Source organism: Ralstonia chuxiongensis (assembly GCF_024158925.1).
In the GTDB taxonomy this organism is placed as follows: Bacteria; Pseudomonadota; Gammaproteobacteria; order Burkholderiales; family Burkholderiaceae; genus Ralstonia; species Ralstonia chuxiongensis.
Window position 1 is genome coordinate 594,057 of record NZ_JAMYWC010000001.1, and the last position, 21,595, is coordinate 615,651.

The 21,595-nt window shown below is 63.8% G+C and carries 21 protein-coding genes; 13 read left to right on the forward strand and 8 right to left on the reverse strand.

Translation table 11 applies throughout. The features are described 5' to 3' along the window. The first annotated feature begins 7 nt into the window (after positions 1–7). The 5 genes from NKG59_RS02535 (at position 8) to NKG59_RS02555 (ending at position 5,124) form a co-directional block, all read left to right on the forward strand. Positions 8–901 carry a LysR substrate-binding domain-containing protein gene (locus NKG59_RS02535; RefSeq protein WP_253534911.1) on the forward strand — a complete coding sequence of 298 codons (894 nt, stop codon included), beginning with the start codon at positions 8–10 and terminating at the stop codon, positions 899–901. A gap of 149 nt (positions 902–1,050) precedes the next feature. After that, on the forward strand, positions 1,051–1,800 hold the full coding sequence (locus NKG59_RS02540) for an SDR family NAD(P)-dependent oxidoreductase (RefSeq protein WP_253534913.1): 750 nt from the start codon (positions 1,051–1,053) through the stop codon (positions 1,798–1,800). A gap of 97 nt (positions 1,801–1,897) precedes the next feature. Then, positions 1,898–3,223: an MFS transporter gene (locus NKG59_RS02545; protein ID WP_253534916.1), complete on the forward strand. Its 1,326-nt coding sequence runs from the start codon at positions 1,898–1,900 to the stop codon at positions 3,221–3,223. A gap of 51 nt (positions 3,224–3,274) precedes the next feature. Beyond that, a complete protein-coding gene (locus NKG59_RS02550; protein WP_045201864.1) occupies positions 3,275–4,126 on the forward strand; it encodes a transketolase in 852 nt (283 codons plus the stop codon). After that, on the forward strand, positions 4,123–5,124 hold the full coding sequence (locus NKG59_RS02555) for a transketolase family protein (protein WP_253534920.1): 1,002 nt from the start codon (positions 4,123–4,125) through the stop codon (positions 5,122–5,124). Before NKG59_RS02550 ends, NKG59_RS02555 begins: the two co-directional genes overlap by 4 nt. 256 nt (positions 5,125–5,380) lie before the next feature. Here the strand turns inward: NKG59_RS02555 and NKG59_RS02560 are convergent, their stop codons facing one another. Beyond that, a complete protein-coding gene (locus NKG59_RS02560; protein ID WP_253534922.1) occupies positions 5,381–5,794 on the reverse strand; it encodes a hypothetical protein in 414 nt (137 codons plus the stop codon). Positions 5,795–5,966: 172 nt separating this feature from the next. On the opposite strand from NKG59_RS02560, the gene NKG59_RS02565 reads away from it, so the two are divergent. Together NKG59_RS02565 and NKG59_RS02570 are read left to right on the forward strand one after the other, a co-directional pair. Further along, positions 5,967–6,293: a hypothetical protein gene (locus NKG59_RS02565; RefSeq protein ID WP_253534927.1), complete on the forward strand. Its 327-nt coding sequence runs from the start codon at positions 5,967–5,969 to the stop codon at positions 6,291–6,293. A gap of 776 nt (positions 6,294–7,069) precedes the next feature. Further along, positions 7,070–7,348: a hypothetical protein gene (locus NKG59_RS02570; RefSeq protein ID WP_253534931.1), complete on the forward strand. Its 279-nt coding sequence runs from the start codon at positions 7,070–7,072 to the stop codon at positions 7,346–7,348. 174 nt (positions 7,349–7,522) lie between these two features. Here the strand turns inward: NKG59_RS02570 and NKG59_RS02575 are convergent, their stop codons facing one another. The 7 genes from NKG59_RS02575 to NKG59_RS02605 all read right to left on the reverse strand — a co-directional run bounded on the left by NKG59_RS02575 (position 7,523) and on the right by NKG59_RS02605 (position 16,045). Next, positions 7,523–8,332 carry an arylamine N-acetyltransferase family protein gene (locus NKG59_RS02575; protein WP_253534934.1) on the reverse strand — a complete coding sequence of 270 codons (810 nt, stop codon included), beginning with the start codon at positions 8,330–8,332 and terminating at the stop codon, positions 7,523–7,525. A gap of 35 nt (positions 8,333–8,367) precedes the next feature. Next, on the reverse strand, positions 8,368–9,342 hold the full coding sequence (locus NKG59_RS02580) for a bifunctional helix-turn-helix transcriptional regulator/GNAT family N-acetyltransferase (RefSeq protein ID WP_253534937.1): 975 nt from the start codon (positions 9,340–9,342) through the stop codon (positions 8,368–8,370). A 109-nt stretch (positions 9,343–9,451) separates the two neighbouring features. Then, a complete protein-coding gene (locus NKG59_RS02585) occupies positions 9,452–11,026 on the reverse strand; it encodes a methyl-accepting chemotaxis protein (protein ID WP_253534939.1) in 1,575 nt (524 codons plus the stop codon). Between the two features lie 225 nt (positions 11,027–11,251). Then, positions 11,252–12,325 (reverse strand): galactofuranose ABC transporter, permease protein YjfF, encoded by a 1,074-nt coding sequence (gene yjfF / locus NKG59_RS02590; RefSeq protein ID WP_253534942.1) that lies wholly within the window; start codon positions 12,323–12,325, stop codon positions 11,252–11,254. Continuing rightward, complete coding sequence (locus NKG59_RS02595; RefSeq protein WP_253534945.1) at positions 12,322–13,371, reverse strand: ABC transporter permease; 1,050 nt, start codon at positions 13,369–13,371, stop codon at positions 12,322–12,324. Before NKG59_RS02595 ends, yjfF begins: the two co-directional genes overlap by 4 nt. Next, on the reverse strand, positions 13,368–14,957 hold the full coding sequence (locus tag NKG59_RS02600; protein ID WP_253534948.1) for a sugar ABC transporter ATP-binding protein: 1,590 nt from the start codon (positions 14,955–14,957) through the stop codon (positions 13,368–13,370). The genes NKG59_RS02595 and NKG59_RS02600 overlap by 4 nt, the downstream gene beginning before the upstream one ends. Positions 14,958–15,055: 98 nt before the next feature. Beyond that, complete coding sequence (locus NKG59_RS02605; protein WP_045201882.1) at positions 15,056–16,045, reverse strand: ABC transporter substrate-binding protein; 990 nt, start codon at positions 16,043–16,045, stop codon at positions 15,056–15,058. Between the two features lie 394 nt (positions 16,046–16,439). Between NKG59_RS02605 and NKG59_RS02610 the strand changes: the two genes are divergently transcribed. The 6 genes from NKG59_RS02610 to NKG59_RS02635 all read left to right on the forward strand — a co-directional run bounded on the left by NKG59_RS02610 (position 16,440) and on the right by NKG59_RS02635 (position 21,546). Continuing rightward, on the forward strand, positions 16,440–17,225 hold the full coding sequence (locus NKG59_RS02610; RefSeq protein WP_253534950.1) for a GntR family transcriptional regulator: 786 nt from the start codon (positions 16,440–16,442) through the stop codon (positions 17,223–17,225). Continuing rightward, positions 17,222–18,946, forward strand: coding sequence for a fumarate reductase/succinate dehydrogenase flavoprotein subunit (locus NKG59_RS02615; RefSeq protein WP_253534953.1), 1,725 nt, complete (start codon positions 17,222–17,224; stop codon positions 18,944–18,946). The genes NKG59_RS02610 and NKG59_RS02615 overlap by 4 nt, the downstream gene beginning before the upstream one ends. Before the next feature lie 2 nt (positions 18,947–18,948). Then, positions 18,949–19,215 (forward strand): 4Fe-4S dicluster domain-containing protein, encoded by a 267-nt coding sequence (locus NKG59_RS02620; protein ID WP_004627681.1) that lies wholly within the window; start codon positions 18,949–18,951, stop codon positions 19,213–19,215. A gap of 7 nt (positions 19,216–19,222) precedes the next feature. Beyond that, entirely contained in the window at positions 19,223–20,182 is a 960-nt protein-coding gene (locus tag NKG59_RS02625; protein ID WP_253534955.1) for a HEAT repeat domain-containing protein, read from the forward strand. Continuing rightward, on the forward strand, positions 20,169–20,462 hold the full coding sequence (locus tag NKG59_RS02630; protein ID WP_253534959.1) for a DUF971 domain-containing protein: 294 nt from the start codon (positions 20,169–20,171) through the stop codon (positions 20,460–20,462). The genes NKG59_RS02625 and NKG59_RS02630 overlap by 14 nt, the downstream gene beginning before the upstream one ends. Before the next feature lie 97 nt (positions 20,463–20,559). Next, the gene (locus NKG59_RS02635) at positions 20,560–21,546 is read left to right on the forward strand and encodes a sulfonate ABC transporter substrate-binding protein (protein WP_253534962.1); all 987 of its coding nucleotides are present in this window, start codon (positions 20,560–20,562) and stop codon (positions 21,544–21,546) included. The last annotated feature ends 49 nt before the right edge of the window (positions 21,547–21,595 follow it).

Here is a 21,595-nt window from a genome sequence, read left to right on the forward strand (position 1 = left end):
GCAAAAGATGCGTATTCCTCCAATGAAGGCGATCATCGCGTTCGAGTCCGTCGCGCGGACCAAGAGCGTGAATCGTGCCTCCGAAGAGCTGGGGCTGACGGCCTCTGCCGTCAGTCATCAGATCAGCAACCTGGAGGCGGCGATCGGCCAGCCGCTCTTTTTCCGGCAAGGCCGCGGTCTGGTCCTGACGCCCGTTGGTGAGCAATACCTGCGCGACGTGACAGGGGCGCTGGCCGAGCTCAACCGCGCCACCGAACGTGCCTCCAGCCGTACCGACGTCGAGATCCTTCGCGTGCATTCCAGCCCCAGCTTCGGCCTGATGTGGCTGTTGCCCCGGCTCGCGGCATTCCAGGAGGATCACAGCGACATTCGGTTGAACGTGTCGTGTTCGTATGAAGACGTGTCGTTCACCAGCGGGTTCTACGACCTCGACATCCGCTACGGACACGCGCATTGGCGCGACGTGCAGATCAGGACGCTGCGCACCGAGCACATCGCTCCGCTGGCTTCACCGGCATACCTCGAGCGGCACCCCGTGCAATCGCCGCAAGACTTGCTCGCGCATCGGCTCATTCGGTCGGAGACGCCGATCGTGCAGTGGCAGCAGTGGTTTGCACGCGTTGGCGTCGAGCACATGCACGTGTCGTTCGACTTCGCCTTCGACCGTTCGTACATGTCGCTCGAGACTGCGGCGCTCGGCCTGGGCGTGGCGTTGGAGAGCACGTTGCTCGCATCGGTTCTGATCGACCAGGGCCGCCTGGTGCCGGTATTTGGCAAGGACCACGCGCTGGAAGTGGCGGGCCACCATATCGTGTTCCCGCCGCAGAATGCCGAACTGCCCCGCGTGGCACGCTTTCTCGCCTGGGTCGACCGGCAGCTCAAAACATCACCGGGCGCCTAGCCTGCCAGGGCGGGATGGTGCGCTGCACCAGAGGCATGCTCGGCGTCATCTGAAAATTTCTCAGCCATAGTTGAATCCAACTGCGTTGATCGAATCATCTGCTGGCACAACACTGCAGCCAACAAGATTCCAACAGCCAGGAGACAACGATGTTGCTTGAGAACAGGGTCGTGATCGTGACCGGTGCCGCTTCGCCGCGCGGTATTGGGCGGGCCACCGCAAAGGCACTTGCCGCACAAGGCGCGCATGTGGTCGTACTCGACCTGCGGCGCGACGATGCCGAACAGGCGGCGCGCGAACTCGGTGAAGGCCATCTGGGCCTGGCCTGTGATGTGACCGTTCGGGCTGCTTGCGATGCGGCTGCGCAGGCCACGCTGGCCAAATACGACCGCATTGACGGTCTCATCAACAACGCAGGCATCACCCAGCCGCTGCGCACGCTGGACATCCAGGCGGGCAATTTCGATGCGGTGGTCGACGTCAACCTGCGCGGCACGCTGTACATGTCGCAAGCTGTCCTGCCGCATATGAAAGCGCGCAAGCGCGGCAGCATTGTCTGCATGTCGTCGGTGTCTGCGCAACGCGGCGGCGGCATCTTCGGCGGGCCCCACTACAGCGCTGCCAAGGCAGGCGTGCTGGGCCTTGCCAAGGCCATGGCCCGCGAATTCGGCGGCGACAATGTCCGCGTCAACTCCATCACGCCTGGGCTCATCCAGACCGACATCACCGGCGACAAGCTCACGCCCGACATGCGCGCCGAAATCATCAAGGGCATCCCGCTTGGCCGGCTCGGCGATGCGGCCGACGTTGCCAACGCGTGCCTGTTCCTGGTGAGCGATCTGTCTGCCTACCTGACCGGCATCACGCTCGACGTGAACGGCGGCATGCTGATTCACTGAACGATCCAACCTACACCGCCACGGCACGTACACCGGCCGTGGACTTCTTCGAGACACATGCACCCGGGCCCACCCGGGGCACATGGTAGGAGACACCATGACCACGAAGTTTGCATCGCCCCTGCCGGGCGACGAGATGGCGCACGCCGATGCCGCCACGTTTGAAGCCCGCACGTATGCCAAGGTCGCGCGCCGGCTCATTCCATTCCTGATGATCTGCTATCTGGGCGCCTACCTTGATCGCGTCAACGTGGGGTTCGCCAAGCTGCAGATGCTCAACGACCTGCGTTTCAGCGAGACGATCTACGGCCTGGGTGCCGGCATCTTCTTTCTTGGCTACTTCCTGTTTGAAGTACCGAGCAATGTGATCCTGCACAAGGTCGGCGCGCGCAACTGGCTCGCACGCATCATGTTGACGTGGGCAGTCATCTCTGCAGCTTTTGCCTTCGTGAACACACCGACGTCGTTCTACGTGCTGCGCTTCCTGCTCGGGGTGGCCGAAGCCGGCTTCGCGCCGGGCGTCATCCTGTACATGACGTACTGGTTCCCGTCGCAGCGCCGGGCCAAGGCATTGTCGATTTTCTTCATGGCGATTCCGCTTGCGGGCATCGTGGGGGGGCCACTGTCGGGCTACATCCTGCACACCTTTCACGATGTGGCGGGGCTGTCCGGCTGGAAGTGGCTGTTCCTGATCGAGGCTTTGCCGTCGCTGCTGCTGGGCGTGGCCATCCTGTTCTATCTGGACAACGGCATCGCCCAGGCCAAGTGGCTGACCGACGCAGAAAAGGCGCTGCTTGAGCGCAACGTCGCCGGAGACAACGCACAGAAGACCGCACACGGCTCGGTGGGCGCCTTCATCGCAGACCGCCGCCTGTGGCTGCTGGCCGCCATCTACTTCTGCGTGGTGCTTGGCCAATACGGGCTCACGTTCTGGCTGCCGACCCTGATCCGCAAGGCTGGCGTGGCTGATCCGCTGTGGGTGGGCGTGTTCACCGCCGTGCCGTATATCTGCGCCATCGTCGCGCTGCCGTTGATTGGCATGAGCGCAGACCGCCGCCGCGAGCGCCGTCTGCACCTTGCCGTGCCGATGCTGGTTGCCGCCGCCGGATTCGCCGCACTGCCGCTGATTGGCAACGTGGGCGCTGCGCTGGTGTGCCTGAGCATCGCTGCCGCCGGGATCCTGTCTTCTTCATCGCAGTTCTGGTCGTTGCCCACCGCCATGCTGGGCGGCATGTCAGCCGCTGCGGGCATCGCCGCGGTCAACTGCTTCGCCAACCTTGCCGGGTTCTTCTCGCCGGCCATCGTCGGGTGGCTCAACGACCTGACGGGTAAATCAACGGCTGGCCTGATCTTCATCTCCTCGGCCATCGTGCTTGGCGCCGTGCTGGTGTTCTTCGTGCCCGCAAAGACCGTCAACCGTTGAGGCGCTGACTGTCTCTGCCTCCGTGCTTCCCGCTTCATCACAGGAACCATCATGACTTCCACATCATTGCCCCCAACCGACGCTCTGCCTCTGGCCGAGCGCGCTTACCGGATCCGCCGCAACGCCCTGCTGATGGGCGAAGTGCAGGGCCAGGGCTATATCGGGCAAGCGCTCGACATTGCCGACGTGCTGGCCGTCGCCTACTTCGGCGCCATGCGTTATCGGCCCGAAGACCCCGACTGGGAAGGCCGCGACCGCTTCCTGCTCTCCAACGGCCACTATGCGATCGCGCTCTACGCCGCGTTGCTCGAAGCCGGCATCCTGCCCGCCGAAGAACTGGAGACGTACGGCAGTGACGACAGCCGCCTGCCGATGTCTGGCATGGCCAGCTATACGCCCGGCATGGAGATGTCCGGCGGCTCGCTCGGCCAGGGGCTCACGATTGCCGTCGGCCGCTGCCTCGGGCTCAAACGCAAGGGCTCCGACGCGTTTGTCTACACGCTGTTCTCAGATGGCGAGCTGGATGAAGGGGCCGTGTGGGAGGGGCTGCTGTCCGCCGCGCACTGGAAGCTGGACAACCTCATCGCCGTGGTGGACGTGAACAATCAGCAGGCCGACGGCCCGTCGACGCAGATCATGGCGTTCGAGCCGCTGCTGCCCAAGCTGGAAGCGTTCGGCTGGTTCACGCAGCGCGTGGATGGCAACGACATCGACGCGGTGAAGGCCGCGTTTGACGCAGCGCGCGCACACAAGGGTGCGCAGCCGCGCATGATCATCTGCGATACCCGCATGGGTTGCGGTGTTCCGTTCCTGGAGCAGCGCGAAAAGAATCACTTCATCCGCGTTGACGCGCACGAATGGCAGCTCGCGCTGCAAGCACTGGAAGCCGGGAGGACCGCATGAGCAGCACCGTCATCAACAAGCCCAAGCTGAAGACCTCCGCGATGATTGCCTCCATTGCGGGCGAGGGCCAGGCAACACGCCCGGCGCCGTTCGGCCACGCACTGGCCGAGCTGGCGCGCGTGAAGCCGAACGTCGTCGGCATGACGGCAGACCTGGGCAAGTACACCGACCTGCACATCTTCGCCAAGGAATGCCCCGACCGCTACTACCAGATGGGCATGGCCGAGCAACTGCTCATGGGCGCTGCCGCCGGCCTGGCCAACGAAGGTGCGCAACCGTTCGTGACCACCTATGCCGTCTTCGCCACCCGTCGTGCCTACGACTTCATGCACCAGACGATTGCCGAAGACAACCTCGATGTGAAGATCGTCTGCGCGCTGCCCGGCCTGACCACCGGCTACGGGCCGAGCCACCAAGCCGCAGAAGACCTGGCGCTGATGCGCGCCATGCCCAACATGACCGTCATCGACCCGTGCGACGCGCTGGAGATCGAGCAGATGGTGCCGGCCATTGCAGCGCATGCCGGGCCTGTCTATGCGCGCCTGCTGCGCGGCAACGTGCCGGTGGTGCTTGACGAATACGGCTATCAGTTCGAGCTGGGCAAGGCCAAGCTGCTGCGCGACGGCGCCGAAGTGCTCGTCATCTCGTCGGGCATCATGACCATGCGCGCGCTGGAAGTGGCCAAGGCGCTGGAAGGCGACGGCATTGGCGTGGGCGTGCTGCACGTGCCGACGATCAAGCCGCTTGATACCGAGACGATCCTGCGTGAGGCACGGCGCTCGGGCCGGCTCGTGGTGGTGGCAGAGAACCACACCGTGATCGGCGGCTTGGGCGAGGCGGTTGCAGGCACCCTGATGCGCGCCGGGGTGAGCGTGCCATTCCGCCAGGTTGGGCTGCCGGACGCATTTCTCGATGCCGGCGCACTCCCCACCCTGCACGACCGCTATGGGATTTCCACAAACGTCATGGCATCGACGATTCGTGGCTGGCTGGATTGACAGAGTGAGCCTCCGCCCGCAATGGCGGAGGCAGAGATTTCGCCGACCTAGGCAGTTAGCGCTGGGCTTGCTTGGCTGCCCGTTCGATGAAATCGGCCACCGCCACAGGGTGTGAAACCAGCGACATATGGCTGGATTTGAGCGACATCGTATGCGCGCCGATCAGTTCGGCCCCCATAGGAAGCACGCGCACCGGTACCGGCGCCGTGCCGATGCTACCGCCACGGCGCGGGCACGCCACGCTGGCACGCAGGCGCTAGTTGATCAGATCCTTCGCGGCCTTGCTGCCCTCTTCCATCAGCTTGGCTTGCGCGTTGGCCCGGTTCAGCACGTTCTGCAGCTCCGCACTACGGATCATGGTCTCGGCCTGCATCTGCATGATCCGCTCCATGCGCGAATCTGCGTCACCGTGTGCGCTGGGGAGTTCCGAGCGGGGAAGCTCCGAGCGGCGGTGCTTGGCTTGGGGCTGTGCAGCCGCATCATCACCGCCGGACTCGCGTGCGCGCTTCTTGCCGCGCGCAGACAACGCTCCCAGCTCCCCTTGCGACGTACGTGCCGTGCGCTGAGGTGTCTGAGGTTGCGACGGCTTTACCGGCGACGAGCCTGGCGCGTCGTTGCTGCTGATGTGTGTGTGGACGCTCGGTCCGCTGATCTTCGATGGAATCGGCATGGCGGGCAGAAATGGGGCAAGAACGCTTGCATGCTAGGCGGCCCATTGCAGCGTCCAGCACAATCATGCGAAAACGCAATCGCAAACGCGAAGCCGCTCCACATGCGCCATGGCATGTCGAGCAATCGGCCGCCAACCACTCACACCATCAACTACGCGCTCGGAGGCGTTGATGCACGTCCTGGACCACGAACCGCAAAGCTGGTTTTTATTTGAAGCGGATGGCGAGCTGTATCTCGATGCCAATTGCAACCACGGGGCAGTCGGCTACAGCTTCATGATTCGGCTGACCACGGCGGAAGTTCAAAAGTATCGCGATGAAGGTCGGGATTACCTGAACTGGCTCGCTCAGGACATACATAACTCCGCGCCGATTTTGGTTGCCAGTTCGTCGCCGTATAAAACCCGGAAGGCGACCAAGGAAGAGGAAGCCGAAGCGAGCACTGCGTTGGCGGCATGGCAGGCGGAGCGAATTCGGAGCCTCAAGCTCGGCGCTTGAGCCTTAAACGCCCGACTGCCGCCCCTCAACCCCCGCTTACGGCCCTCCAAGCCCCAACCGTGGGGCTTTTTGTTCCGCCGCTGCTGCTTTTTGCAGCAATGGGTCGGACCTTTTACCTCGACGCATGGCGCTCCGAACTCCACGCGTGGGGCTCTGAACTCGGAGAACGACTCTTTTTGCCTCGCGCTTGCTGCTTTTTTCAGCAACACATGCTGCTTTTTTGAGCACGGTCGAGCGTCTGACCTCGGCGATCGGGGTTCTGGACTCGACCGTTGAGGCTCGGAGCCCGGCGTGTGGGGCTTTTTGCTTGGCGTTTGCGCTTCGGAACTCGGCGCCCCGAGTCCGGAGCCCGACGCGCGACGTTCTGGACCTCGCGAATGCGCTCTGATTTGGCCGCCGAGACAAACCGCAACTTGCCGCCGCGGCTCGCCGCCCATAAACTCATCCCCGCTCGCGCAAACCAAGCGCAGCCGGGACTGCAATCCCGAATTCAAGACAAATCCGCGAGTGCCGTTAGGCCCTTGCGTGCCGTCGTTCGCCTATATGGGCGGGCCCGGCAGGGAGGGCTTCGGCCCTGCCGATTTTTGGATTTGTCTTGATCGGCATTGCAGACCTTGTCGTGTGCCCGCCCACCCTCCCAGGTGGGTGGCTCCTCAATCAACCAGAGGCAAGACAATGGATCAACCGACCCAAGCTGTACCCATCCCACGCGGGCATCGCCCCGCAAACTGTCACTTCACCAGCATCGCGCAACGTCCTCCGTCCGGAGGTGCCCGATGAGCATTGAAGACAATCTCCTGTATGCACAAGGCGCCCTGAACGGGCGGGATTATCTGCGGCGCGCTCAAATGAACATGAAGATGCAGCGGCAGTTCATCCCCGAGACATTGCGCTTGGAATACCAGCTTCGCGTCCAGAACAAGGCCGTTGAGTATCAGGCCGGGTTTCTCGATGCGATTGGCGCTTTCATGCTGACGTCGCTGGATGGTGTGACAGTGGACTTGTACCGGTGGGAAGTTCTGAGCGTGCTTCAGCGCGCGAACAAGCTGAAATAATAAAAACAGCAGTAAAAGCGAACCCGCGACGGGCGGGGACGCTTGCAGAGACCGTATCTCGTTATGTGTTGAACTGACCGTACTTTTTCATGGGTAGCGGCAGCCGCTTAGGCTGTTGACGTCAGACGCCAACAAGCCATCACTGCGGCGGGAAATCCGGATGCCAATGCAGTTTCAATCCCACCCCTCCACTCCCGGCACCCGCATCCCCTCCACCTCCGGCAAGTCAATCCCGAAGTACTCGGCCAACAGCCCCCGCAACGCGCGCCGGTCTTCCAGTTCAAACCTGTGCGGCGTATTCCCGCGCCAGATCGTGGCGTCCCGGTTCATCACCGTCACGCGTCCTTCGTCGGTCAATGCCCGCATGAGGATGCGGTTCATGAACGGCGACGCAGGATACGTGCTCGTGTAGTGGTTCGCCATTTCGAAATCGATCGGGTAGTCCTGCTCCATCGTGGTGACCCAAGCGTCGACGGGCGTGTCGCTGCGCACCTGTGCGCGGAGTATCCAGCGATCTTCATCGCGCGCCATCCAGTGCAGTTCGCCATCGATATTGGCTTGCGTGCCGTCCAGCGGCACAGGCACGCGAGGCGCCAGCCCGCCGAAACCCGGATCGATGACAAAGGTGCCCTCGGGCAGCGGCACCGTCAGGAACATGTGGGTGCGGGGCGCCTCGGGGCGCGGCGTCTGGATGATCACGCGCGACGAGTGGCGCGTGGGCTGAAAGCCAAGCTGCTCCAGCACGGCGGCAAACAAGGTGGCGTGCTCAAAGCAGTAGCCACCGCGGCGTGCGTGAACGAGCTTGTTCTGCAGGCTTTCCAGGTCGATCCGGATGCCGCGCCCGAGCAGCACGTCGAGGTTTTCGAACGGAATGTGCCGCATGTGCGCGTGCACCAACTGCGCGAGCGTGTCGTAGCTGGGGCGGGTGCTGCCGCCCCACTGGATGCGGTTGAAGTAGGCATCCAGATTGAGTTGCGATGTCACGTGCTGTCTCCTTGTGCGCCGGGGGCGACGCAACGTCAGCCCTGTTTGCGGCGTCGGAATTGCTGCTCGGTTACGGTGCTGCCCCACTGCGTGCCGGCTTCTTCATGCGTAAGTTGAAAGCCGAACGATTCGTACAGGTGGCGGGCAGCATCCAGGCCCTTGAAGGTGTTGAGGTACGTCTCGTCAAAGCGCTCATCGACAAAGCGCATGGCTTGCGACATGAGCTTACGGCCAACGCCGGTGCCGCGTAGTGAATCATCCACGATGAACCAGCGCAGGTGTGCAACGCGCGTGTCCGGGTCGCCGTCAATGGCGAGGGATGCAAGGCTGCGGCCGTTTTCCACGCACAGCCAGAGTGCCTTGTTGGCGTCGGGCAGGGATTGCGCAAAGTCGGCCAGTTCCTTGGCGACGCGGCGCTCGAAGAACACGCCAAACCCCCAATGCTGCGCGTAGAACCGGCCATGCAGGCTGGCGATGTCGCCAATGCAGCCGGGCACGTAGCCTTGCACGATCTGGGGGCCGTCATCGGCGGGGGCTTGCGCGGGCTTGTGGTCGTTGTCATCAGCCAGCGCGCTGACGTATTGCGACAGCGATGCAACCAGCCGTTGCTGGTCTGCGGGCGTCAGGTGACGCAGCGCATTGGAGACTTGGCCGGCGGCAAAGGCGTCGATCTTGCGCCGCAGTTGCTGGCCGTCTTTGGTGAGGTGCAGTTCGGAAGATCGGGCGTCGTCGGCGCAGGTGCGGCGCTCGACCAGCCCGGCGGATTCCAGCCGGGTGACCTGGCGGCTGGTGCTGGATTTGTCCAGCCGCAGGCGTTCGGCCAAGTCGCGTGCCTGGATGCCGGGCGTGCCGGCAATCTCCAGGATCGCGTGCACCGCAGACGGCGGCAGGTCGCTCTCAGCCAGCGTGTTGCGCATGAAGCCGAGTTCGCGAACGAGCTTGCGCGAGATCTCCCGCAGTTCGCGGATGGTCTGCTCGCGTGATTGCGCGGGCGCTTCAATGAAATCCATACCGGCCTCGATTAGTTGTTTCGCGCAACCAATATAGTTGCACGAAACAACCTTTTCAAGGCTCGGCGGTGCCTCAGCGGGCAGTGCCTAGAAGACTCGTCACCGGTGTTCAGGCAGACGCAGGCCGACCGGCTCCATCCGACAGACGGAATACCGACACCGCGCGCCGCAGCGTCGTCGCCTGTTCTTCCAGCGATTGCGCTGCCGCTGCAGCCTGCTCGACCAACGCGGCGTTCTGCTGCGTGACTTCGTCCATCTGCGTGACGGCCTGGTTGACCTGCTCGATGCCCCGGCTTTGCTCGGCAGAGGCGGCGGCAATCTCGGCCACGATCTCCGATACGCGGCGGATGGCATCCTTCACTTCGCTCATGGTCTCGCCCACCGCAGCCGCCTGTTGCGAGCCCGCCTGGACCACGGCAACGGAGTCGCCAATCAGCCCCTTGATCTCCTTGGCGGCAGAGGCGGAGCGTTGCGCAAGCGTGCGCACCTCACTGGCGACGACGGCAAAACCCCTGCCCTGCTCGCCAGCGCGCGCCGCTTCCACTGCGGCATTCAACGCGAGGATGTTGGTCTGGAAGGCGATGCCTTCGATCAGCCCTGTGATCTCGGAGATCTTGCCCGAGCTGGTGCTGATCTGGTCAATCGTGCCGACCATGGCCTGCACCGCCTGGTTGCCTGCCTGCGCGATGGTGCTGGCGCTGGCGGCCAAGCTGTCGGCCTGGGCGGCGTTCTCGGCGTTCTGTTTCACGGTCTCGGTCAACTGCGTCATGCTCGACGCGGTTTCCTCAAGCGATGCGGCCTGCTGTTCCGTGCGTGCAGACAAATCAATGTTGCCGGCTGCAATTTCCTTGGAAGCCACCGTCACGGATTCGGCCGATACCTTGATGCCGCGCACCGTCTCGGTCAATTGCCGATCCATCGAGCGCAGTGCGGCTAGCAGCTCACCAAACTCGCCCTGCGTGTCGATCACGATGTTGTTTTCCAACCGCCCGCCGGCAATGTGGTTGGCAACGTCCACCGCGCGGCTGAGCGGGCGAGAGATCGCGCGCAGCAGATACCAGCACATGCCCACGCCCACGGCAAACCCAGCGCACACCAGCACAACAGCCATGGTGAAGATGGAGTGGTAGGTGGCTTCACTGTCATCGACAGCCAACTTGGCCTGCTGCAGGTTGATGGCAATGTCCTTTGCGAGCAGGTCGCTCACGGCTTGTCCCGAACGGGCGTGGCGGTTGATGATTTGCGCGGCCACGTCGTGCTGGCCTGCCTGCAGCGCTTCAATCGCTTCGTTCGTGGCCGTGTTGAATTGCGGCAGGGCATCGTTGACCTTGCTGGCGACATCGCGTTCCTGATCGCTCGTCACGCTGGCGGGGTAGTACTGCTTCCATGCGCCGTTGATCTGGTCCAGATCCGTGCGGATGGTGCGCACGGCCGCTGCAACTTGCGCGGCATCGTCAGTGAAGACCTGCGCGCGACGCAGTTGCAGGCGTATGTCCAGCTGGGCCGTCCGAAGCTCGGCAAGCTGCTCAATGGGCAGCGTGTTGTTGGTGTATGCGTCGCCAATGTTGGCGTTCAGGCGCATCAGGCCGCGTACCCCAAACACACCGGTGGCCAGCAGCAGCACCAGACACAGACCAAACGCCCCGAGCAACTTGAAGCGCACCGAATGCACGATAGACGGCATGATTTCCCCCCGACTTGTTTATCCGGAGGCACGTGCCCCGGATTTAAGGATGTTCTATATCTGCATATCGGTAGGCCACGAAATACCTTAAGTGCGTGAGTCAAAGCGCCCGCATCGCGCCCTGCACTGGTGCATGCATTGGCGATTCGGGTGCGTTGCGGGAGACATTCGAGGGTCGGTCCGTGCGCGTGACGGACCGACTGCGAGCAGCACGAGCGTGCGTGCCTAGTTGAACGGCGGCATGGCGTGCGACCGCATGACGATGGCCGACGGCGCTGCGTCCTTGGTCGTTTCATTCGGGCGCCGCACAGGCTTGTGCGGGCTTGACGGCGGCACCGACACCCCGCGTTGCGCCCGCCCGAGAAAACGCTGCATGAGGCAGAACACGCACAGCAACACCCCAATGGCGATGCGCGCCCACCAGGAGCTGAGCGTGCCGTCAAAGGTGATCAACGACTGGATGACGCCCAGCAACAGCACGCCCACCACGCTGCCGCTGATGAGGCCCACGCCGCCGGTGAGCAACGTGCCGCCGACAACCGTGGCGGCAATGGCATCCAGCTCCATGCCTTGTGCGTGCAGCCCGTAGCCGGAGAGCATGTAGAACGTGACCAGCACACCGCCCAGTGCCGAGCAGAAACCGCTGAGCACATAGACAAGGATGCGTGTGCGCGCCACCGGCAAGCCCATCAGCAAGGCGGAGCGTTCGTTGCCGCCCAGCGCATAGACCGTGCGCCCGAAGCGGCTGCAATGCGCGAGCCACGCCGCTGCGGCAAACACCACCAGCGCAATCACCACGCTGGGCGACACGTAGTTGCCGCCGCCCACCTGGATCTTGTATTGCGACAGCGTGGTGTAGATCGGGTCGGTAATGCTGATCGAATCAATGCTGATGAGGTAGCACAGCCCCCGCGCGAGGAACATGCCGCCCAGCGTGACGATAAACGGCTGGATGCGGAACACCTGGATCAGCACGCCCATCATCAAGCCGAACAGGCACCCGACGGCGAGCACCAGCGGCACCACCACGCCAATCGACCAGCCGTGATGTTCAACCAGCGCGGCGGAAATCATGGTGGTCAGCGCCACCACCGCCCCCACAGACAGGTCGATGCCGCCCGACAGAATGACGAACGTCATGCCAATGGCAACGACCATCAGGAACGCGTTGTCGATCAGCAGATTGAGAAACACCTGCACGCTGAAGAAGCCCGTGTAAGTCACAGACCCAAAGCCGAACAGCAGCGCAAACAGGAACAGCGTGACGTAGAACGGCAAGCGCCGTGGATTGACTCTCATGACTGCGCCCCTGCACGGCTTTGGCGTTGAAAGAACATGCCGCGAAACGCTTCCGATTGCGCCAGGCACACGGCAAACACCACCACGGCTTTCACCACGAGGTTGATCTCTGGCGGCACGCCCATGGAGTAGATCGCATAGGTGAGCGTCTGGATGATGAGCGCGCCGATCACGCTGCCCCACAGGCTGAACTTGCCGCCCGCCAGCGAGGTACCGCCCAGCGTAACGGCCAGGATGGCATCAAGCTCCAGCAGCAGCCCCGCGTTGTTGCCGTCCGCGCTCTTGACGTTCGAACAGATGATGAGCCCGGCAATGCCGGCCATGGCACCGCAGAATCCGTAGATGCCAAACAGCAGCGCCTTGGTGTTCAGCCCCGCAAGCCGCGCGGCCACCGGGTTGATGCCGACGGCCTCGATAAACAGGCCCAGCGCCGTGCGATGCATCAACAACAGCAGCAGGCCCAGCACAGCGGCCGCGATGTACAGCCCGAACGGCAGCCCAAACAGATAGCCGTTGCCCACAAAGAAGAACGGCTCGTAGTAGACGGTGATGATCTGCCCGCCGGTAATGAGCTGCGCCACGCCGCGCCCGGCCACCATCAGGATCAGCGTGGCAATGATGGGCTGCATGCCTGCACCCGCCACCAGCAAGCCATTCCACAGGCCGCACACCAGCGCTGCGCCCACGGCAGCCAGCAGCGCCAGAAGCAGCGGCACCTTGGTCACATACACGGGCAGGCCGTTCTGCACCACCAGCGTGCCGCCGATGAGCGATGCCGCAATCGCGCCGGAAATGGCCACCACCGCGCCCACTGAAATATCGATGCCGCCCACGGCAATCACCAGCGTCATGCCCAGGGATATGAGCATCAGCGGCGCGGCGCGGTTGAGGATGTCGATCAGGCTGCCGTAGAGGTGTCCGCCGCGGATGTCGAGGTGAAAGAAATGCGGGTTGAACCACGCGTTGAGCAGACACAGCAGGAGGAGCGTCACGCACGGCCAGAACAATCGGTGGCCGGTGAGTGCTCGCAGGTTGGCGGAGTTCATGCGGCGCCTCCGGTGGTGGTGGACTGGGTGGTGGACTGGCCGGCGGGCACGTCGCCGCCGGCAATCACGTGGCACAGGTTGTCTTCGGTCACATCGGCGCCGGCAAGCTCGCCTACCTTCTTGCGATCGCGCAGGATCGCCAGCCGGTGGCTCACACGCAGCACTTCCGGCAACTCACTGGAGATGAACAGGATGGCCATGCCCTTGCGGCACTGCGCGGTCACCAAGTCCATGATGTCGAGCTTGGCGGCAATGTCGATGCCGCGCGTGGGCTCATCCAGGATCAGCATGGCCGGGTCGGTCGCCAGCCAGCGTGCGAGCACGGCTTTCTGCTGGTTGCCGCCCGAGAGTTGGCCGATGGGCTTTTCAGCGTCGGGCGTCTTGATGCCCAGTTGGGCGATGTACTGGTCGGCAATTTCGCGCTGGCGCTTCTTGGGCAGATAGCGGAACAGCCCACGCTTGGCCTGCAGCGCGAGGATGATGTTCTCGCGAATCGACAGCTCGGCAATGATGCCCTCGGTCTTGCGGTCTTCCGGGCAGAAGCCGATGCCCTGACGGATGGCGTCACGGGGGGAACTGAACTGATGCGCCTGGCCCTCCACGTTGATCGAGCCCGCATCGTTGCGATCCACGCCAAACAGCAGGCGCGCGGTCTCGGTGCGGCCCGAGCCCAGCAGGCCGCCCAGGCCCAGCACCTGCCCGGGGCGCACGTCCAGATCGAGCGGCTGCACGACGCCACGGCGACCCATGCCGCGCGCGCTCAGGAACGCTGGCGCGGTGTCATCCACCGGCGGCACTTCGGTGCGCTCGAAGCGGCTTGCATCAATGTCGCGCCCGACCATCTTGTTGATCAATTGCAGTTGCGGCAGATCGCGCGCAGCGTATTCGCCTTCCAGCCGGCCGTTGCGCAGCACGGTAATGCGGTCGGCAATGGCGTAGGTCTGCTCCAGAAAATGCGTGACGAACAGCACGGCCATGCCGCGCGCCTTGAGCGTGCGGATGGCGGCAAACAGGCGCGCCACTTCGTCGTCGTCCAGGCTGGAGGTGGGTTCGTCCAGGATCAGGATGCGGGCTTCGGTGGATAGCGCGCGGGCAATCGCCACCATCTGCTGAATGGCCACCGGATAGAGCGACAGCGGCAGCGTCACGTCGATGTGGATGTTCAGATCGGCCAGCAGCGCCTGCGCGGCGCGATTGGTGGCACGCCAGTCGATGCTGCCCATGCGCATGGGGAAGCGGCCGATGTGGATGTTCTCTGCCACGGTCAGGTTCGGGCAGAGATTGACCTCCTGATACACCGTGCTGATACCGAGCTTTTGCGCCTCCAGCGGCGAGCCCGGAGCGATGGGCTGATCGCCGAGCAGTATCTCGCCCGCATCGGGCGCCTCAACGCCAGTCAGCACCTTGATAAGCGTCGACTTGCCGGCGCCGTTCTGCCCCATCAAGGCATGCACTTCACCGGGAAACAAGCGGAAATCGACCCCGGCCAGCGCCTGCACGCCAGGAAAGTTCTTGGAGATGCCGCGCATGTGCAGCAACGCGCCACGGGCATCTGACGCGGCGGCATGATCAACGTGATCCGACATGGATGTCACCTGTTGATGGAGCATGCCGGCAAGGCGGAGTCACCCGCCCTGCCGGCATGCTCCGGTTCAGCAAAGGGCTTGCGAACGCAGCTCAGTACTCAGTACTTGCGGTTCGGAAACTCCTTGGCCGCCACGTCCATCGGGAAGATGCCTTCCTTGGTGACGATGCGCTTGGGCACGGTCTTGCCCGCCAGCACGGCGCGCGCGGTATCCATCAGTTGCGGCCCGAGCAGCGGGCTGCATTCCACCGTGACGTTCAGCTTGCCGGCCATCATGGCTTCAAACGCGCCCTTCACGCCGTCGATGGAGATGATGGTGATGTCCTTGCCCGGCTTGAGGCCGGCCTCTTCAATGGCCTGGATGGCGCCAATCGCCATGTCGTCGTTGTGCGCAAACAGCACGTTGATCTTCTTGCCCTCGGCCTTGAGGAAGGCTTCCATCACCTCCTTGCCCTTGGCGCGGGTGAAGTCGCCCGTTTGCGAGCGGATGATCTTGTAGTGCGGATCGGCCTTGATGATTTCCTCAAAGCCACGCTTGCGGTCGATCGCGGGCGCAGAGCCGACGGTGCCTTGCAGCTCGACGATGTTCACGTCGCCGCCCTTGGGCTTGACGTTTTCCAGCAGCCAGCGGCCCGCCTTGCGGCCTTCCTCGACGAAATCCGAACCGATAAAGGTGGTGTAGAGCGAGGGGTCCTTGCTGTCGATACCCCGGTCAGTGAGGATGACCGGAATCTTGGCGGCCTTGGCCTCTTGCAGCACGGTGTCCCAACCGGATTCCACCACTGGCGAGAACGCAATGATGTCGACCTTCTGCGCGATATACGAGCGGATCGCCTTGATCTGGTTTTCCTGCTTCTGCTGCGCGTCGGAGAACTTGAGGTTCACACCCTGCGCCTTGGCCGTCGATTTGATGGATTCCGAATTGGCGGTGCGCCATTCGCTCTCTGCACCCACCTGGGCAAAGCCCATGGTGAACGACTTGTCAGCCGCGTGAGCCACTGTGGTAAAGCCCGTGACCAGCAGCACGCCGGCTGCGGCCAGGAAGGTCAACACGGTCCGTCTGGCGCTCGCAGCGCTCGTTTTTTCCATCGTTTGTCTCCTTTATGGTGGGACGCAGCCGGTGACTGCCCCCGGGGCTGCGCACGTCGTCTTTGCAACGCGGTACACGAGTCAAATCCGGCATGTGGCGCCCGTCTTCCCTTGCCGGTGATTCGTGGTGAGCCATGGTATTGACTGCCTGACATGACCGTCTAATGTTTTTTTGGGGGCCAACTGATATCGCTTTTGATATCAGACAGGGCGGTTGAACATCGTGCAGCGCACCAAAATCGCGCAAGGTAACGGCACCCGTGCGGCCCGCTCAGCCAGAACTGTGGCGGTGGCGCATGCCAAAAACCGAGCATGCATATCGAAAAAGCTTCGTTCCGCTGAATACGGCTGCTTCATACACTGGGCGCACTTGTTATGACGAGTTCCGCGCCTGATGACGACTCCCAATCTGCACCGCCAACCGGCCCCACCGCTCTATGAGCGGATCAAGGGCACGCTGCGCGAGGGCATTCTCAGTGGCCACTACGCGCCAGCGTCGCTGCTGCCGTCGGAAGCGGCGCTGGGCGTGCAGTTCAACGCCAGCCGCATCACCGTGCGTCAGGCGTTGGCCGATCTGCAGAACGAAGGGCTGATCTTCCGCCGTCACGGAAAAGGCACGTTTGTCAGCCAGCCCAAGGCGTTCCAGAACGTGACGGCGCTGCAGGGCTTTGCCGAGGCGATGTCGGCACAAGGTCATGCCATACGCAACCGCGTGTTGAAGCTGCGGACGGTGCCCGCGCCGACCGACGTGTCGCAGGCGCTGCAACTGCCGTCCGGTTCACCCGTCACCGAATTGCATCGCGTGCGGTTGCTGGATCAATTGCCGGTGTCGTTTGAGGTGACGTGGCTGCCGGAAGCACTTGGCAGCATCGTCGCCCGGGCGGACCTTGCCGCGCGCGATGTGTTTCTTGTGCTGGAGCAAGACGCAGGTGTGGCGCTCGGCCACGCAACGCTTGCCATCGATGCGGCATTGGCTGACCACGCCACCGCTGCCGCACTCGACACGGGCGGGGGCGCAGCGCTGCTGCGCGTGGAGCGCCTGACGCATGACACACAAGGCGCGCCCATCGACTTTGAACGCCTCTACTTCCGTGGCGACGCCCTCCAATACCGGCTTCGGCTGGATCGGCAAGTGGCGGCGCACGCGCAATCCATCCTCCCTTTGCAAGGCACCGTATGAACACGTTGGAACTGGACTACGACCTCGTCGTCGTGGGCGGCGGCACGGCAGGCCCGATGGCGGCCATCAAAGCCAAAGAACGCAACCCCGCGCTGCGCGTGCTGCTGATCGACAAGGCGCACGTGAAACGCAGCGGCGCCATCTCGATGGGTATGGATGGGCTGAACAACGCCGTCATTCCCGGGCATGCCACGCCGGAGCAATACACGCGCGAAATCACGCTGGCCAACGATGGCATCGTCGATCAATCGGCCGTGTATGCCTATGCGCAGCACAGCTTTGCCACCATCGAGCAGCTCGATCGCTGGGGCGTGAAGTTCGAGAAGGACGAAACCGGCGACTACGCCGTCAAGAAGGTCCATCACATGGGCAGCTACGTGCTGCCGATGCCGGAGGGCCACGACATCAAGAAGGTGCTGTATCGGCAGCTCAAGCGTGCACGGGTGGAGATCACGAACCGCATTGTCGTCACGCGTGTGCTGACGGATGCCGATGGCGCAGCCTGCGGCGTGCTCGGTTTCGATTGCCGCACGGCAGATTTTCTCGTGGTGCGTGCAAAGGCCGTGGTGCTGAGTTGCGGTGCGGCTGGGCGGCTTGGCCTGCCGTCGTCCGGCTACCTGATGGGCACGTACGAGAACCCGACGAACGCCGGCGATGGCTACGCGATGGCGTATCACGCGGGCGCAGAGCTTTCCAACCTGGAATGCTTCCAGATCAACCCGCTCATCAAGGATTACAACGGCCCCGCCTGCGCATATGTGACCGGCCCGCTGGGCGGCTACACGGCCAACGCCCGCGGCGAGCGCTTCATCCAGTGCGACTACTGGAGCGGCCAGATGATGTGGGAGTTCTACCAGGAGCTGCAGGGCGGCAAGGGGCCGGTATTTCTCAAGCTCGACCACTTGGCCGAAGAAACCATCCAGACCATCGAGACCATCCTGCACACCAACGAGCGCCCCAGCCGCGGTCGCTTCCATGCCGGACGCGGCACCGATTACCGCACGCAGATGGTGGAGATGCACATCTCGGAAATCGGCTTCTGCAGCGGGCACAGCGCGTCGGGCGTACACGTGAATGCGCGCGCGGAAACCACCGTGCCAGGACTCTACGCCGCCGGCGACATGGCCGCCGTGCCGCACAACTACATGCTGGGCGCGTTCACGTATGGCTGGTTTGCGGGGCAGAACGCGGTGGACTACATCGCCGGCCTGCAAGGCGAGGCCCACATCGACGCCGAACAGATCGCCCGCGAGCGTGCGCGCATCTTTGCGCCACTGCAACGCGCACACGGCTTGGCCCCCGCGCAGGTGGAATACAAGCTGCGCCGCATGGTCAACGACTACCTGCAGCCACCCAAGGTCACGCGCAAGATGGAGATCGGCCTGCGCCGCTTCGACGAAATTGCCGAAGACATCACGCACCTGCACGCGCGCAACCCGCACGAGCTGATGCGCGCGATGGAAGTCGGCTTCATCCGCGATTGCGCAGAGATGGCCGCACGCGCCTCGCTGTTCCGCACCGAAAGCCGCTGGGGCCTGTATCACCACCGCGTGGACTACCCCGAGCGCGACGACGCCAACTGGTTCTGCCACACGCGCTTGTACAAGGACGCGCATGGCGCCATGGCCAGCCGCAAGCAGGCGGTTGAACCGTACGTCATCCCCGTCGATGTGCTCGGCACCGATTCCTACGCGCACCTGCGCATTCCAAAGGCTGCATGACCATGCAACAGACGACCGTTCATTTCACCCACACGCCGCACGACATCACCTCGCGCAGCAGCGCGCCCGTCACCATCGACGAAGCCAAATGCATTGCCGACAAAGGCTGCACGGTGTGCGTAGACGTCTGCCCGCTCGACCTGCTCGCCATCGATCTGACCAAGGGCAAGGCCTTCATGCAATTCGACGAATGCTGGTACTGCATGCCGTGCGAGCAGGACTGCCCGACCGGCGCGGTGAAGGTCGACATCCCGTATCTGTTGCGCTGAGGTGACGATGACGACAACCCTCCTGGCGCGCCTGCACAACGCGGATGCCGCAACCCGCCGCGTTGCCTTGCTACAGATCGCGGATGAAGAAGACGCCGATGCGCTGCCCAACGTGATTACGCTGCTTGCGCACGACCCCGCGCCGGAGGTCCGCCTGGAAGCCGCGCGCATCCTGGCGACATGGGAACAGCCGGATACGGTGGCAGCACTCGCCCGCGCATTGGAAGACGTGGATGGCGCAGTGCGCGACGCAGCAGCACTCGGCCTTGGAGATTTGAAATCGCCCGACTCCGCGCCTGCGCTGTTGCCTTACGTAAACCACGCGAGCGCCTTTGTGCGCGCCGCCGCGTTGCGTGGGCTGCGTGAGCTGCGCGTGCCCGAGAGCGAAGCGCCCGCGCTGCACGCCCTGCAAGACGTCGATGCCGCCGTGCGGCGCGAAGCCGTAGCGGTGCTCGGCTGGCGCAAGCATGTAGGGGCGCTGCCTGCGTTGGCGGAACGCGCGCGACATGACGCAGATGTCGAAGTGCGGCGTGCCGCAGTAGGCGCCCTCGGCCTTGCGACCGATGCCGCCGTGCTGCCCGCGCTGCTCGACGCGCTGCGCGACACCGCCTGGCGCGTGCGCGAGGAAAGCGCCAGCACGCTGGGCAAGCTGCGGGCGCTCGCACCTGACCCGCACGTCACGCAAGCGCTGGTCGAGGCGCTGGCCGATGCGTATTGGCAAGTCCGCCTGCAGGCGGCCCGCGCGCTGGGCCGGTGGCGCGCCACGCATGCCGTCGATGCGCTCGCCGCGTTGCTCGCGCACCCGATCAGCAATCTGCGCAAGGAAGCCGCGCTCGCATTGGGCGAGACCGGCGAAGCCTCTGCCCTGCCCGCCTTGCGCAGCACAGAAAGCGATAGCGACCCGGAAGTCGTTAAGGCCGTGCGGATCGCATTGGCACAGATCGAGGGCGCCCGTGCAGCCGCCTGAACACATCGACAACGACATCGCACAAGGCCGGTTGCGCCTGCACTGGGCGGACGCGGTTGTCGCACTCGACCACACTGCATTGCGCGAGACGTGCCGCTGCGCGGAGTGCCAGTTCAAGCGCCATCACGGCACGCCGATCAACGTGCCGGCCGACGTGCGCATCACCGCCGTCGCACCCGCTGGTTACGGCGTGCAACTGGTGTTCAACGATGGGCATGCGCGCGGCATTTATCCGTGGGCGTATCTGGCGACGCTTGCTGCAACTGCAGCGGCGGGCTGACATTGGTGTCGTCTATCCACATGCAATCTTGTTCGTTCCTTCGCACGTCCGCAGTCCGTAGCATCAGCTGCACAACACAGACGACGCAGGAGGAACCATGCAAAGCCATTCGCCCCACACCGCCCCATCTGGCCGCCGACGTTGGCTGGCCGCATTGCTTGCCGGCGGCATGGCCCTATGCACTGGCCTGACACAGGCCGCCGACCCGAGCACGGTGCGCATCGGCTTCCAGAAAGCCGGACTGCTGGCGGTGCTGAAAGCGCAAGGCGCGCTCGACAAACCGCTGGCCGAACTTGGTTACAAGGTGGAATGGAAGGAATTCCCAGCCGGGCCCCAACTGCTGGAAGCACTCAACACCGGCAGCATTGACTTCGGCTACACCGGCGCGCCGCCGGCCGTGTTTGCGCAGGCCGCAGGCGCGCGCCTCGTCTATGTGGGGGCCGAGCCGGGCGGCAAGACCAACGAGGCGCTGTTCGTGCTGGACAGCTCACCCGCGCGCAGCGTGGCTGACTTGAAAGGCAAGCGCATCGCGCTGCAGAAGGGCTCCAGCTCCAACTACCTGCTGGTGCAGCTGCTCCGGCGCGCCAACCTCGCGGTGCAAGATGTTCAGCCGATCTACTTGCCGCCTGCCGAGGCGCGGGCTGCTTTCGAGAGCGGCGCGGTCGATGCGTGGGTCGTGTGGGATCCGTATTACGCGCTGGCACAAAAGGCGTTGAAGACGCGCACGCTGGGCGATTTCAGCGAGCTGCCGGTGTTCAACTTTTACGAAGCCACGCCGGAATTCGTGAAGACGCATCCGCGCGCAGTCAACGCCATCCTGGCCCAGTTGCGCACGGCCGGGCTGTGGGTGAATCAGCATCCGCAGGAAACCGCCGCCCTGCTGGCGCCCAAGCTCGGCATCGAACAGCCCGTTGTGGAGACCTGGTTGCGGCGCGTGCCCTATGGCGTCACGCCGGTCACGCCGCAGATCGTCGCCTCTCAGCAGCAGATTGCAGACCTGTTCCTACAGCAGAAGCTGATTCCGAAACCGGTGAACGTGCAAAGCGCTGTCTGGCAGGCGAGTTTTCCCGTAGCGGGGCTGTGACCGCGTCTGCCATCGGTTGTCATGCAGTGCTAAGGTGCGGCACCGACAC

Bases quoted from the DNA above. Each gene is read 5' to 3' on its own strand.
- NKG59_RS02535 (WP_253534911.1), top strand. From the start codon at position 8: ATGCGTATTCCTCCAATGAAGGCGATCATCGCGTTCGAGTCCGTCGCG.
- NKG59_RS02540 (WP_253534913.1), top strand. From the start codon at position 1,051: ATGTTGCTTGAGAACAGGGTCGTGATCGTGACCGGTGCCGCTTCGCCG.
- NKG59_RS02545 (WP_253534916.1), top strand. From the start codon at position 1,898: ATGACCACGAAGTTTGCATCGCCCCTGCCGGGCGACGAGATGGCGCAC.
- NKG59_RS02550 (WP_045201864.1), top strand. From the start codon at position 3,275: ATGACTTCCACATCATTGCCCCCAACCGACGCTCTGCCTCTGGCCGAG.
- NKG59_RS02555 (WP_253534920.1), top strand. From the start codon at position 4,123: ATGAGCAGCACCGTCATCAACAAGCCCAAGCTGAAGACCTCCGCGATG.
- NKG59_RS02560 (WP_253534922.1), bottom strand. From the start codon at position 5,794: ATGCCGATTCCATCGAAGATCAGCGGACCGAGCGTCCACACACACATC.
- NKG59_RS02565 (WP_253534927.1), top strand. From the start codon at position 5,967: ATGCACGTCCTGGACCACGAACCGCAAAGCTGGTTTTTATTTGAAGCG.
- NKG59_RS02570 (WP_253534931.1), top strand. From the start codon at position 7,070: ATGAGCATTGAAGACAATCTCCTGTATGCACAAGGCGCCCTGAACGGG.
- NKG59_RS02580 (WP_253534937.1), bottom strand. From the start codon at position 9,342: ATGGATTTCATTGAAGCGCCCGCGCAATCACGCGAGCAGACCATCCGC.
- NKG59_RS02585 (WP_253534939.1), bottom strand. From the start codon at position 11,026: ATGCCGTCTATCGTGCATTCGGTGCGCTTCAAGTTGCTCGGGGCGTTT.
- yjfF (WP_253534942.1), bottom strand. From the start codon at position 12,325: ATGAGAGTCAATCCACGGCGCTTGCCGTTCTACGTCACGCTGTTCCTG.
- NKG59_RS02595 (WP_253534945.1), bottom strand. From the start codon at position 13,371: ATGAACTCCGCCAACCTGCGAGCACTCACCGGCCACCGATTGTTCTGG.
- NKG59_RS02600 (WP_253534948.1), bottom strand. From the start codon at position 14,957: ATGTCGGATCACGTTGATCATGCCGCCGCGTCAGATGCCCGTGGCGCG.
- NKG59_RS02605 (WP_045201882.1), bottom strand. From the start codon at position 16,045: ATGGAAAAAACGAGCGCTGCGAGCGCCAGACGGACCGTGTTGACCTTC.
- NKG59_RS02610 (WP_253534950.1), top strand. From the start codon at position 16,440: ATGACGACTCCCAATCTGCACCGCCAACCGGCCCCACCGCTCTATGAG.
- NKG59_RS02615 (WP_253534953.1), top strand. From the start codon at position 17,222: ATGAACACGTTGGAACTGGACTACGACCTCGTCGTCGTGGGCGGCGGC.
- NKG59_RS02620 (WP_004627681.1), top strand. From the start codon at position 18,949: ATGCAACAGACGACCGTTCATTTCACCCACACGCCGCACGACATCACC.
- NKG59_RS02625 (WP_253534955.1), top strand. From the start codon at position 19,223: ATGACGACAACCCTCCTGGCGCGCCTGCACAACGCGGATGCCGCAACC.
- NKG59_RS02635 (WP_253534962.1), top strand. From the start codon at position 20,560: ATGCAAAGCCATTCGCCCCACACCGCCCCATCTGGCCGCCGACGTTGG.